The organism is Shewanella mangrovisoli (genome assembly GCF_019457635.1).
Classification (GTDB): Bacteria; Pseudomonadota; Gammaproteobacteria; order Enterobacterales; family Shewanellaceae; genus Shewanella; species Shewanella mangrovisoli.
The window spans coordinates 459,885-472,699 of sequence record NZ_CP080412.1; the positions used below are offsets into that span (position 1 = coordinate 459,885).

At 47.8% G+C, this 12,815-nt stretch carries 10 protein-coding genes and 4 tRNA genes; 6 read left to right on the forward strand and 8 right to left on the reverse strand.

Going from position 1 to position 12,815, the window contains the following annotated elements; all coding sequences use genetic code 11:
• The first annotated feature begins 77 nt into the window (after nucleotides 1–77).
• Entirely contained in the window at nucleotides 78–1,244 is a 1,167-nt protein-coding gene (locus K0H60_RS02135; RefSeq protein WP_220057111.1) for a winged helix-turn-helix domain-containing protein, read from the forward strand.
• Here the strand turns inward: K0H60_RS02135 and K0H60_RS02140 are convergent.
• The 3 genes from K0H60_RS02140 to ubiK all read right to left on the reverse strand — a co-directional run bounded on the left by K0H60_RS02140 (nucleotide 1,241) and on the right by ubiK (nucleotide 2,416).
• Nucleotides 1,241–1,606, reverse strand: a complete 366-nt coding sequence (locus K0H60_RS02140) for a hypothetical protein (protein WP_220057112.1) — start codon at nucleotides 1,604–1,606, stop codon at nucleotides 1,241–1,243. The genes K0H60_RS02135 and K0H60_RS02140 overlap by 4 nt on opposite strands.
• A gap of 59 nt (nucleotides 1,607–1,665) precedes the next feature.
• Nucleotides 1,666–1,998, reverse strand: coding sequence for a hypothetical protein (locus tag K0H60_RS02145; protein WP_220057113.1), 333 nt, complete (start codon nucleotides 1,996–1,998; stop codon nucleotides 1,666–1,668).
• Between the two features lie 163 nt (nucleotides 1,999–2,161).
• Nucleotides 2,162–2,416 carry a ubiquinone biosynthesis accessory factor UbiK gene (gene ubiK / locus K0H60_RS02150; protein WP_220057114.1) on the reverse strand — a complete coding sequence of 85 codons (255 nt, stop codon included), beginning with the start codon at nucleotides 2,414–2,416 and terminating at the stop codon, nucleotides 2,162–2,164.
• 214 nt (nucleotides 2,417–2,630) lie between these two features.
• On the opposite strand from ubiK, the gene rep reads away from it, so the two are divergent.
• Entirely contained in the window at nucleotides 2,631–4,646 is a 2,016-nt protein-coding gene (gene rep / locus K0H60_RS02155) for a DNA helicase Rep (protein WP_220057115.1), read from the forward strand.
• A gap of 29 nt (nucleotides 4,647–4,675) precedes the next feature.
• Here the strand turns inward: rep and K0H60_RS02160 are convergent, their stop codons facing one another.
• Complete coding sequence (locus K0H60_RS02160; RefSeq protein ID WP_220057116.1) at nucleotides 4,676–7,306, reverse strand: sensor domain-containing diguanylate cyclase; 2,631 nt, start codon at nucleotides 7,304–7,306, stop codon at nucleotides 4,676–4,678.
• 208 nt (nucleotides 7,307–7,514) lie between these two features.
• On the opposite strand from K0H60_RS02160, the gene K0H60_RS02165 reads away from it, so the two are divergent.
• The 4 genes from K0H60_RS02165 to K0H60_RS02180 all read left to right on the forward strand — a co-directional run bounded on the left by K0H60_RS02165 (nucleotide 7,515) and on the right by K0H60_RS02180 (nucleotide 7,941).
• Nucleotides 7,515–7,591: transfer RNA gene (locus K0H60_RS02165), tRNA-Arg, on the forward strand.
• A 52-nt stretch (nucleotides 7,592–7,643) separates the two neighbouring features.
• Nucleotides 7,644–7,719 (forward strand) — tRNA-His (locus tag K0H60_RS02170).
• 15 nt (nucleotides 7,720–7,734) lie between these two features.
• Nucleotides 7,735–7,811 (forward strand) — tRNA-Pro (locus K0H60_RS02175).
• 53 nt (nucleotides 7,812–7,864) lie between these two features.
• Nucleotides 7,865–7,941: transfer RNA gene (locus K0H60_RS02180), tRNA-Pro, on the forward strand.
• A gap of 184 nt (nucleotides 7,942–8,125) precedes the next feature.
• Here the strand turns inward: K0H60_RS02180 and K0H60_RS02185 are convergent.
• Genes K0H60_RS02185 through K0H60_RS02200 form a run of 4 tightly spaced genes read right to left on the reverse strand, consistent with a single transcriptional unit; the run spans nucleotide 8,126 to nucleotide 12,800 of the window.
• Nucleotides 8,126–10,045, reverse strand: coding sequence for a bifunctional diguanylate cyclase/phosphodiesterase (locus K0H60_RS02185; RefSeq protein ID WP_220057117.1), 1,920 nt, complete (start codon nucleotides 10,043–10,045; stop codon nucleotides 8,126–8,128).
• An 8-nt stretch (nucleotides 10,046–10,053) separates the two neighbouring features.
• Nucleotides 10,054–10,761 carry a transglutaminase-like cysteine peptidase gene (locus K0H60_RS02190; RefSeq protein WP_088212627.1) on the reverse strand — a complete coding sequence of 236 codons (708 nt, stop codon included), beginning with the start codon at nucleotides 10,759–10,761 and terminating at the stop codon, nucleotides 10,054–10,056.
• 18 nt (nucleotides 10,762–10,779) lie between these two features.
• On the reverse strand, nucleotides 10,780–11,388 hold the full coding sequence (locus K0H60_RS02195; RefSeq protein ID WP_220057118.1) for an OmpA family protein: 609 nt from the start codon (nucleotides 11,386–11,388) through the stop codon (nucleotides 10,780–10,782).
• Entirely contained in the window at nucleotides 11,385–12,800 is a 1,416-nt protein-coding gene (locus tag K0H60_RS02200) for a TolC family outer membrane protein (protein ID WP_088212629.1), read from the reverse strand. Before K0H60_RS02200 ends, K0H60_RS02195 begins: the two co-directional genes overlap by 4 nt.
• Nucleotides 12,801–12,815: the final 15 nt, after the last annotated feature.

Genomic DNA, 12,815 nt, shown 5'->3' on the forward strand with positions numbered 1-12,815 from the left:
ACCATCCCTTGGATAATAAGCCGATAAGGGCATCAATTTGAGGTTGTTATTCACTGTTATTGGCCTTTGGAGAGTGCATGTCGAGCCCTTTTTCACCCCGCGAGTGGTTACAGCTGAATATGCAGCAGCAAGGTTTGCTGCAACCTCACGCTTCGGTTAGCGAGCTGATTAGTCGCCTTGGTTATGTGCAAATCGACTCCATTAATGTGGTCGAGCGGGCACATCACCATGTGTTGCATAGCCGGATGCCGCAGTATCAAACCATGATGCTAGATACTGCGTTAGCGCAGGGGGAGATTTTTGAATATTGGTCCCATGCGGCGGCCTATCTGCCCATTGCCGATTACCGCTTTAGTTTGCAGCGTAAACAGCTGCTACAAAATGGCGGAAAACATTGGTTCGAGCCAGACGATAAAGTGATGCAGGAAGTGCGTGCCCGCATTCGTGCCGAAGGGCCACTCAAGGCCAGTGACTTTGAACATATCGAAGGTAAAAATGGCGCCTGGTGGGACTGGAAACCCGCCAAAAAGGCGCTAGAGCAGTTGTTTATGCGCGGTGAGTTAATGGTGGTGCGGCGGGAGAAATTTCAAAAATGTTATGATCTTACCGAGCGTGTGCTCCCAAGTCATATCAATACCCAAGCACCGGGTGAGAGCGAATTTGCTAGCCATTTGATTGAGCGTTATCTCGATGCCCATGCCTTTGGCTCGGCGGCGCAAATGGCGTATCTGCGCAAAGGTATAAAAACGCACGTGTCTAAGCAATTAGCCGCAATGCAGTCTCAGGGTGAATTAGCGAGCTTTAAGGCCGAAGGGCAATGGTATTTTTATCGCCCCGAGCTGCAAATAACCGCTGCGCTACCCAACCGAGTCTGGCTACTCAATCCCTTCGATAATCTATTAATTCAGCGGCAACGATTAAAGCAATGGTTTGATTTTGATTATCAAATTGAAGTCTATGTGCCCGCCGAAAAACGTCAATATGGCTATTACTCCCTCGCAATTTTGTGGCGTGACCGCTTCGTTGGTCGAGTAGATGTGAAAGCCGAGCGGCAAAGCGGTTTACTGCTATTACAGCAGCTGACCCTAGAAGCCGGATTCGATGGCATGGATGATGACTTTTGTGCAGCATTTGAGGCGGCAGTCACTGAGTATGCGCGCTTTAACGGCTGTAACCGTTGGAAACTGGTGAAGGCTAACCATAAGGCATTTAAACAAAAATATGCACGGCAGCTGAAGATCTAATCGGGATCTTTGTCGTTATCTAGGCGCTTGTCTTTAGTTGGTACATCCATCCAGCGAAAGCACAGGTATAGCAGTGCTAAAAAGAGCAGTGGCAGGGCGGCATAGCCCAAGGATGATGAACTGTTTTCCCCGCGTGCGAGCCAATAGCAGGGAATGTACACTAGGGGATAAGCCAAGGTTCCCCATAAAAAGCATTGATTCATCAGTCGGTAAAACCAGTGCACTTTAATCGTGGTGCGGCTGGCAAGCCCCATCAGGCTGGCGAGGACTACAAAGGGATAACTGAGCAGTGGCAGGCCGCCAAGGAGTAACAATCCCCAAAGCAGATAGTCCTGATAGAAAGTGGTGCTTGCGGTATCCATTGTCTTCTTCCCTGACGATTCGAACTCGAGCGCTTAAGTCTTGGCGCCCACAACTATTCTCACTCGGTAAGCCCTTGCTGCATTTTAAGCCAAAAACCTTGTTGGCAGAGATTACTAAAGGACTTTTGCGGCGGCGAAATCGCGATATCGGCCGCCACAACGCGATAGCTCAGCCAATAATCTGCACAAACCATGTCTGACTCATCAACCTGTGTATCTTGCTCGCTTAACAGACTGACCACAACCCCGTTGTCAAAGTGATATAAGGTCAAAGATTCGCAAATCTCAGCATTATCGTCCCGATAACTGTGCTGTTCTTGGGCGTGGCTCACGACTGAAACCGGGCTTGGATAACCTTGAATGGCGAGAATATAGCTGGCGAGTGACTGCATACAAAACTCGGCGTATTAGGATTGAGGTAATAGAATATAAAACGATAGGACGGATAGCAAAAAGCACAGCATGAGTTGCTGTGCTTTTGTATTTTAGATTGCCATTTGTAGCTTGAACTCGGGCGACAATTCACCCGTGCGAGTGTAGAACCACGAGGCGAGATTAATCCGCAGCGTTCAGCTTTTTCTCAAGCTCGTTAACTTGCGCCTGCAGGGTTTCTAACTTCTCGCGGGTTTTTAGTAGTACATGCTGCTGTACTTCAAATTCTTCACGGGAAACCAGATCTAACTTGAGCAATTGATTTTGCAGCACTTGCTTGCTGCGCTCTTCAAATTCACCGGCAAATTGCTTAAGACCGCTGGGCAAACTGTCGCTCAGTTGCTTCGCCATTTCTTCGATTTTCTTTGGATTGATCATAATCTTGTCCGCCTCTTTGCTGAATGGATGAATTGTAACTCAGTACGTTAGCTTTCAAAAGTAAAGCCGCGGATTGAGCCGTGCTCATCGCCACGATTGCGCGGTTTGTCACGGCGGTGTGATAACGATTGCAAGGGGATTTGTTGGCCTTAAAACCTTAGCTTCTGCTATGATCCCATCCCCTTCTGAAGACTTGTTTGGATATTGCGCGAAGATGAAACTCAATCCTGCCCAAAATGATGCTGTTCATTATGTTTCGGGTCCCTGCTTAGTGTTAGCGGGCGCGGGCAGTGGCAAAACACGCGTAATTATCAACAAGATTGCCTACCTAGTGCAAAAGTGTGGCTACAATGCGCGCAATATCGCGGCGGTAACCTTTACCAACAAAGCGGCGCGCGAGATGAAGGAGCGGGTCGCACAGTCTATGGGGCGCAAAGAGGCCAGAGGTTTGTGGATTTCGACCTTCCACACACTGGGGCTTGAGATTGTAAAACGTGAGCATAAAGTGCTGGGACTAAAGCCTGGGTTCTCGTTATTCGATGATCAAGACACGCTCGCGCTCCTCAAAGAGTTGACTCAAAAAGAATTACAGGAAGATAAAGACTTACTCAAAGCTCTTGCGGGGGCGATTTCTAACTGGAAGGGTGGGCTGATTATCCCCGATCAGGCGCGCAAGCTGGCAAAGGATGAACAACAGCAGTTGTTTGCCATGTTGTATCAGCGTTATGCCCAGCATATGAAAGCCTACAACGCCTTAGATTTCGATGACTTAATTCTGCTACCAACCCTATTGCTAAGACATCACGAAGAAGTGCGTACGCGCTGGCAAACCAAGATCCAATACCTGCTGGTGGACGAATATCAGGATACCAACACTTCCCAGTATGAAATGGTCAAGCTACTGGTGGGCGAGCGCGCGCGTTTTACCGTGGTGGGGGACGATGACCAGTCCATCTATTCATGGCGAGGGGCTAAGCCGCAGAACTTAGTGTTGTTGGGCAAAGACTTTCCCAAGCTTAAGTTGATTAAACTCGAGCAGAATTATCGTTCTAGCCAACGAATTTTGCGGGCGGCTAACATCCTTATCGCCAACAATCCCCATGTGTACGATAAGTCGTTATTTAGCGAACTGGCTTATGGTGAGCCGATGCGGGTGCTGTTTGCCGCCAATGAGGAGCAAGAAGCCGAGCGTGTCGTCGCCGAAATCATTCGCCACAAATTTGTCGGCCGTACCCAATTTGGTGACTACGCGATTCTGTACCGGGGTAACCACCAGTCTCGCCTGCTCGAACGGGCACTGATGACTAACCGTATCCCCTACAAGTTAAGCGGTGGCACCTCGTTTTTTGCCCGAGCCGAGATTAAAGACATCATGGGTTACCTCAAATTAGTGGTAAATCCCGACGATGATAACGCCTTTTTGCGGGTGGTGAACTTACCTAAGCGCGGCATAGGTCCGTCGACCTTAGAGCGTTTGGGCAACTTCTCAAACGAGAAACATATCTCCATGTTTGAGGCGATTTTTGACCCTGAACTGAATCATCATTTACCGCCTAATGCCATGTCGGCCTTGTATCAATTTGGCCGCTTTATTGTGGATACTGGGGAGCACTCCGAGCGAGGTGAGCCGGTTGAGGCGGTAAAACAATTGATCCGTAAGATTAATTACGAAGACTATTTATACGAGACCAGTACCAGTGCCAAGGCCGCCGAGATGCGGATGAAAAACATCTCCGAGTTGTATCGCTGGGTGACGGAAATGCTCTCGGGGGATGAGTTAGAAGAACCTATGACCTTACCTGAGGTGGTTAACCGCCTGACGCTTAGGGATATGATGGAGCGTAACAGCGAGGATGAAGGCGGTGATCAGGTGCAGCTAATGACGCTGCATGCTTCTAAAGGGCTGGAATTCCCCTTCGTGTTTATGGTGGGGGTTGAGGAGCGCATTCTGCCGCATCAAACCAGCATAGATGAAGATAACGTCGACGAGGAACGTCGTCTGGCGTATGTGGGAATTACGCGCGCACAACGCGAGCTGTGGTTTACCCTCTGCCTTGAGCGTCGCCAGTTTGGTGAGACCATGCGTTGCGAGCCGAGCCGTTTTCTGCATGAGTTACCGCAGGATGACCTTATTTGGGAAAACCGTAAACCGCAGCAAACCGAGCAGGAGCGCATGCAGACCGGGCGCAGCCATATCTCAAATTTAAGGGATATGTTTAAAAAGCAGTAATCACAGGATTTATCATGTGATCACTGCATTCAGGCACAGACCTGTTGTGTGGTGTCTGCCAATAAAAAAGGGTGGGCTAAGGCACCGCCTTGGCCGTAGCAGTAACCTAAGGCCTGGAATATCTTAATCTGCTCTGCGGATTGCAGCCCATCGACAAAGGTTTGTAAGTCTAAGGTCGAGGCCGCTTTTTGGTAGGCTGACATCAGCTTAATATGCTGTTCATCCGGCAGTTGCTTGATGATGTTCCCATCGAGCTTTAAGCCCTTGATAGGTAAAAATAACAAACTATTTAATGAGCTATGGCCACTGCCGTAGTGGCTGATCCCCAAGTTCACGTCCAGCTTTTTCAACAACTCAAAGCCATTAATGTGATTCTCTGTTTCCAGCACTAACGCCTTTTCATTAAAAAACAGCCAGAGTTGCGGCAGCGCAAGCTTAGTCTGTTTTAGGGCGTTTTTAAGGCCGCGCAGTACGTGCTTATGCTTTAGATGTTGGCTCGACAGCATAAGGTGTAATTCGACTTTATCCCCTTGGCTGGCCAGCAGTTGATGATAACTCTTATCCAGCAAGCTAATCGTATACTTATCCAGTTCAACCATAAGGTTAGCTTGCTCGGCTAACTGGCTGAGGATCTCCTGTGGAATGGTACCCCACTGTGGATGTTCCCAAGTTAAACGGCATTCTAAAGCTTGGGTTTGCTGCGTCTGTAAATCAACAACAGGTAAGAATTGAAGCTGTAACTCACCGGTTTGCAGCGCCTGTTTAAAATCATTCTCGAAGGCAATATCCTGCATCTTTTGCTGAGATGCGCTATCGTCGAAAATCACATAGCAGCCTTTACCATTCGCCTTGGCTTGGTACATGGCTGTATCGGCATTGCGCAGCATAGACTCGCTAGTATCCAGCTTATTGCCGCTGATGGTGATGCCGATACTTGCGCCTGAGTGGAATTCCACTGCGCCTAATTTATAAGAGAGTGAGATTTTTTGAATCACCCGCTCGGCCACATCGCGGGCATCGTTTATGCCGTTGATGCTATCGAGCAGAATAACAAACTCATCGCCACCGAGTCTGGCTAAGGTATCGTTACTGCGAATACAGGCGCGTAGGCGGGTGGCGGTTTCAATTAAGAATCTATCCCCCTCTAAATGCCCCATAGTGTCGTTAATCTGCTTAAAGCGGTCGAGGTCGATAAACAGCAGGGCAAACTGCTCTAGGCTATGGCGACGCACGTGTTTAATGGCTTGGTTGAGGCGTTCCATAAACATGGCGCGATTTGGCAGCCCTGTGAGCGCATCGTGCTTAGCATCATGGACGAGCTTGGCCTCCATGTTGCGACGTTGGCGGATTTCTTTTTCAAGATCCTTATTCAACTCGGCAAGAGCCGTGGTGCGGGCCGCCACTTTTTCTTCTAATTCTTCATAACTACGGCGTAATGATTCCGCGACGAGTTTTTTCTCGATGGCTGCCCCAATATGCTGGGACACAAACGTCAGCAACTCCAAATCTTTCGTTTGGTAGTTTTGGGTCATGCTGAAGCTGTAGATGGTCAAGGCGCCACGCACTTCATCATGAATAAACAATGGAATACCTATCCATTGATGCATAGTTTGAGTGTGGTTTAGCGTTGGTGCCTTAGCGTAGAGTTCACCTGATTGGATCAGCTCATTGATATCATTTTGATCGAGCAAGAGTGGGCGCTTGTGTTTCAGCACATACTCGGTCAACCCATCCTGCAAGGGCCTAGAACCTGGATGTTGCTTACCTAATTGCGACACGTAAAACGGGAAGGTTAGGTGAGTACCTTCTTCATCTAAAAGCGCGATATAGCAGTTATTAGCCGGGATAAGATGGCGAATGACATTATGCAGCTGGGAATAGAAGTCTGGGTTGTCAGAACCTGAACTTGCTAGCTCTGCTATCTCAAATAATGATTTTTGCAGCCGCTCGGCTCTACGTCGCTCGTACACTTCTTGCTTGAGTTTATCGTAGGCTTGGCTGAGTTCCTTGGTGCGTTGCTGAATGGCTTGTTCTAGTTGTTCTTGATGTTTAAGCCTTTCCATTACGCCGGCAATGTGGTGGCAAATAAAGGTCATTAACTCGACCTCGATATCGCCATAACTCACATTGGTATCATAGGTTTGCACTACGAGTACCGCGGTCACTATGCCTTCATGTTTAATGGGCACACCTAGCCACAGGTGACAAGGCGAGCCGAGATTGACTATCTCTCCCGCTTGAACCAGTTCGTCAACTTTAGCCTCATCGCACAATACGGTTTCGCCAGTGCGAAAGACATAGCCAGTTAAGCCTTGTTGTAGCAGTGTGGAAAGCGATTGCTCGGGATAAAGTTGGGCGGGGTGGGCGTCTTTTTCATCTGCGAAGAAGGGAACCGAAATGTCTCCGCTATTCACATCTAAAGTGGCAATAAAAAAATTATCGGCAGAGATCAGTTGCTTTAGGTGATGATGCACACCTAGATAGAATTCTTCGAGGGAAGGAACCTGAGTCGCAATATGGGATAATTCGAGTAACGCATTTTGAACGACTTCGGCACGCTTATACTTATGCGCCAAATATTTGAGGCGATTCAGTCTCTTTTTTAAGCGTTCAACCTCATGAGCTCGAGGCGGGGTAGTTCCATCTTCATCCCTAAACATGATACTCACTAATCAGTTCTGCGTTAATTGTTTATCAAACGTTATAATTAACATGAAATACCGTAACATCCAAGCCATATTTACGATGGTCTTTCGCTGAAAAAGCATGCGAATGTATCAAAACTTGAGCAGTCAGTAAAAAAAGTGCAAAACAGCTATAGACTCAAGGGCTATTTGTCCATACTATATGCGGCGCTAACCAAGGCGAGCGCCCATAGCTCAGCTGGATAGAGCGCACCCCTCCGGAGGGTGAGGCCGAAGGTTCGAATCCTTTTGGGCGCACCATCTCTCCGAATGAGTTGTGAGCTTGAGGTTAGCAGTAAAGTGAAAGTCAGTGGTGATTGTAGCTCAGTTGGTAGAGTCCCGGATTGTGATTCCGGTTGTCGTGGGTTCGAGCCCCATCAGTCACCCCATTTCATTTAACATCTCGGTGATTAGCGCAGTCCGGTAGCGCATCTGGTTTGGGACCAGAGGGTCAGAGGTTCGAATCCTCTATCACCGACCACATTCTTCGCATGGCTAGCGCGCTTGAGTTTTCAAGCAAATAGTTGACAGTTACGGTGATTAGCGCAGTCCGGTAGCGCATCTGGTTTGGGACCAGAGGGTCAGAGGTTCGAATCCTCTATCACCGACCAATTACATTGAAGCCTCAGCATTCTTCGGAATCACTGGGGCTTTTTTGTCTCTGCTTTTTAAACGTCTTTATTCGTGCCATGTAGTATCGTCGTGATTGCGCAATGAGATGCTGCGATACTTTATTTACTCTCCCCTTCAAATAATTAAGGCTCCCGCAGGAGCCTTAATGTAACGAGATTCGACTTAGTCAATATTCTCTGGTGGGGCGATAAAGCCTTGATAGGCGTCAGTTTTAAGCTCGTTAAAGCGTTCTAACTGCGCTTTCTCTTGGATACCTGTCACTATCACCTGAATATCTAATCCCTTAGCGACATTGATAATGGCGCGGCAGAGTTCGCTATTATGTGAGGCTTCGTCATAGTAGGAGAAGGATTGGTCGAGCTTGACGTAACTTGGTCTTAGTTCTTGGAGGTACGACATTGAACCAAATTGACGGCCGAAGTGGTCGATACCAAACTTAGCACCATTATCACGAATAATATTGCATAACTGCACACAGGATTCTAAATCGCTATAGACGCCCGCTTCAGGGATTTCAAAGCAGATGCGTTCAACCTGTGGCGTACTGCGCAGGAAGTGATTGAGCCAGTCGTGGAACTGGGTATCACTAATACTCTGATGCGTCAGGTTGATTGCCAGTGGCTCATAGTTACGCTCAAGTAGCTTTTGCTCATACACAGTCTCAATCAGGCACTTATCGAGCAGAGAGCCGAGTGAGAGCAGTTCGATATAGGGCATAAACTGGCCTGCATGGGCAACCTTATCGCCAAGCTCGAGTTGGCAATAGAGCTCTCGCTGGGCGATACCATCGCCATTACAAAACTGAATAGGCTGCCAGCGGAATTTAAATTTCTTATTGCTGATAGCATGGCTCAAATTGTCACGCCATTGCTCACGGGTGAACAACTGCTGCTCTGTGGTTTCGAACCAATGAAAGGATTTATGTTCCTTAAGGGCTTTTTGCAGCGCGTTATCCGCCTGCGCCAGAATATCGGACACCTTCATCTGACCGATGCGTTCAGCGACACCGATGGCAAAGTTCTCATTGGGCTTACAGCCTGCTTTAGAGATTTCTTGGTTGATAGTGCGGATCAGGGTTTGCAGGTACTTACTGATTTGATCGTGCTCGACATCGGTAACGAGGAAAGCAAATTCAAACGCAGCAATACGCGCAATAACCGATGGGGTGATTTCATTTAACTGTTGAACCAGTTTTTCGGCTAAGAGACGAATGGTTTCATCGCGAACCTGATAGCCGTATTTGCTGTGAACCTCCTCGAGCCAGTCGAGTTTAGCTAAGAATAGGGCGCCGCTGCTCGGTTCGCTCAACCAACCATTGAGTCGACTGACCACGTATTGGCGATTAGGTAACCCTGATGCAGGATCGGTGAGGTTCTTTTTGCGTAAAGAGCCGACTTCTTCATCGAGGGATTGGAATAATTGTTTAAGCTGGGCCGACATGCTGTTGAATGCGGTAACCAAGTCTTTGAGTTCAGTGGTCTTAGGTAATGGCATGTCGGGGCCAAACTGGCGTGCGGCGATCTTTTTGGCATGATCAGATAAGGCATGCAGCGGTTTTAAAATCCAAGTTAAACCTAATCTTGCGGTGAAAATAGCGACTAAAAAGAGGAGTGAGAAGGCGATAATGGTATTAGACATAATTCGCCATAGCTCATGGTAACCAAAGCCAGGATGAGCGGTGATTTCTAGTTGAGCGAGTTGTAACCATCCAGAAGTGATAGTGCTTTCTTTTTTGATGGTCTTAAATAGCTTTAAATTGATGAACCACTGAGGAACGTCTTCAATTTTGAGTGGATTGTTCCATTCTTGCTGTTTGCCATCAACCATCCAGGTCAGCTTAATGTTCTTGTAATAGCCGCCCTCAAAAATCACATTGACTAAGGTTTCGGCTGCGGCGGTATCGCCAGCTTGCAGTGCAGGAGTAAGCATGAGTCCAAGCGAGGTACTGGTATTGTTTAGATCCGATTCCATTTGCTTGGTCAAAAAGCTTTGTGTCTCAGTAAATTGCACATAGCCAAGGCTTGCAACAACCAGCAAGAACAGGCTAAAAAGCAGCGAATATATCTGTCTAAACAGTGTCATCTTTGGTGCTACTCCAGTTTTAATTTGGGCTGCCTGAGTCGGTCAACCCCTAACCTATGGTTAAGGTCATTCCATTTTTCGAGTCGTGTCGACGAGCCTGCTAAAACGCCTCGTCCCTGTTCTTTATTCAGCCATAACTGTTTACCGTTGAAGCTGTAAACAGGAACGAGATCTCTACGCTGGGTGGCAGGTTTAATGACATGGTCGAGGTTATCGAGAACTAAAGGGACTGACGAAGGGGTGTCATAGTAAGCCAACACCATATGATACTGATTCACGCTAGTGGCTTTAACCATAGTGATCCGCATCTTATCTTCGGGCACGCCTAATTGGAGTAATGTGAAATATTTGGCAATGGAAAAGTCTTCACAGTCGCCACCATTCACGCCAATAAACTCCATCGGAGTGGCCCAATAGTTTGATTCTCCCCATAATTTTATGTCATCGACGAAACGGAATAAGTTAAAGAAGTTGTTCACTTTCAATAGTTTTTCTTTTTCATCGAGTGTGCTGGCCTCTGCCACCACTTTAAACCAAGCTCTTGCGCGCATACCCGCGCGCTCACCGTAACGCTTCTCCAGCGTTGAGGTAATCTTGGCTTCATCTAGCTTTTGGGTCGGACTGGCATACAAACAGCCGACCGCTAGCGCAGACGCGATTAGGCTTAAGCGACAGGCCCGCAAAAACGAATTTTTATCTCCCAGCCTGCCGTTCATAGCCTATTCTGTTAGCCTTTATTTGGTTGTTTCATCGACAGAATAAATGGTCCATTTCATATCTGCCGTCGTATCATCACCAGTGACTTCTGCGACCACTCGACGGTTACGTGTTTCAGCATCCGGCGTGCGTTCTAGCACCAGTGGACGGCTGGAGCCGTAGCCAATGGCGGTCAGTCTCGCTCTATCGATACTGAAGCGATCGGCGAGTACGGCAGTCACGGCATCGGCACGTTCCTGCGACAGCACGGCGTTTCGTTCATCAGTACCTGTTCGACTCGTGTGGCCTTCGATAGTCACTTTGGTCGTTGGGTATTGACGGAGAAACATCGCAATTTCTTCAATCTGTGGATAGTACTCTGGTGCAATATAAGCTGAGTCGTTTGGAAATAAGATATTGATATCCTTACGCTCATTGATTGCTTTTATTTGACCACAGCCGTAATTATCAATGCCAGCACCTTTGGCTGTGTCGTTACAGCGCTCACGGGCCTCAATCACACCATCACCATCTTTATCCGACAGATCATAGGCTTGAGTCGTTGTCATTTCTTCAATATTAACTGTATCACGCATGGAACAACCAGCTAAAAGTGCCACGCTCATAAATAGGATTGCGGTTTTCATTGGTTGGCTCCTCCCTCGTAGTTACGTTCACCACGCCATGCTTCTGGACGAGTCACTTTCAAGGAGTCGAGTAAACGTCCAGTTGAGTTGAGTACACGGTATTTGGCGGTGATTTCATCGTACTCGGCCTGTAAGTAATCCTTACGCGCCTCAAACAGTTCGTTTTCGGTATCGAGTAAGTCGAGTAAGCTGCGTTGACCCAAATTAAACTGTTGGGCGTAGGCAGATTGAGTATCTTTTGCCGCCATCACATGGTCACGAATATATTGCTTTTGCGGCGCTAACATTTCATAGGCGTTCCAAGCCAAGTTCACGCCTTCAACCACTTCGCGTTGTGCGCGTTGACGGATTTCTTTAGCTTCACCTAATTTGTAAGCGGTTTCTTTTTCGCGGGCGAGATCTTTACCACCTGCGAACAGGTTGTACCTTACTCTCACCATGGCCACGAGATCGTTGTTGTAGCCACCGACGTTTTGGCTGGCTAATGCGCTAACGCCGTCTTCGCCGCCCACATCGTTGTTCCAGTTACCATTCAGTTCTAACGAAACCTGAGGGTAGTAACTGGCTTGTACTGAAGAACGCTCATTTTCCGCAGCACGAATATCATTGGCCGCAGATTTGAGAATGGGATGGTTTTCCTGCGCATCGGTAAGACCTGAGTTGAGGTCCTTAGGCAGTAGATCCGCATCCGGTACTGGCTGAATTAAATCAACAGGATCGGCTGCAACAACACGGATAAACTGTGCTTTGGCATCAAGCAAATTATTACGTGCCGAAATCACGTTAGCATTGGCACGTGCGAGACGACCAGTGATTTGCGAGAGATCCGCAGTGGAACCTAAACCTGAGTCGGTACGTTGTTTGATTTGCTCGTAAATCTCTTTATGGCTGTTGAGATTTTTCTCTGCCAGCTTGAGCACTTCATCGGTACGCAGATAGTTTAAGTAGACTTTACTGACATCTAGGGCCATATCCTCTGCTGCCGCAAGCAGAGCCCATTGGTCTGCACTGGCTTCAAAGCTATAACGATCAACTTCACTGCTGGTATAAAAACCATCGAATAGCATTTGCTTTAAGCTAACGCCAAACTCACCACGGTTCAGCTCAGCAACACCACTGCTATCAACATCACCTACATTAGGACGTCGGCGAGTCGATACACTGTCTGTTTGCTCATAACCATAGCCGCCAGTCACATCAATGGTTGGCATGTAGCCAGCAATGGCTTGGTTTACTTGCTCTTCTCTGGCTTTGAAGCGGTTAAAGGCAACGCGCAAGTCTGGATTGGTATCGAGTGTATATGCTACCGCTTGCTCTAGTGTTTGGCTTTGAGCCGAAAGTGGTAACAGTATCACTGACAATACAACAGCTAGTTTTGAACATTGAAATTGTCGTCTTACTGAAGTCTTCATTGCAAACCTCCCGGT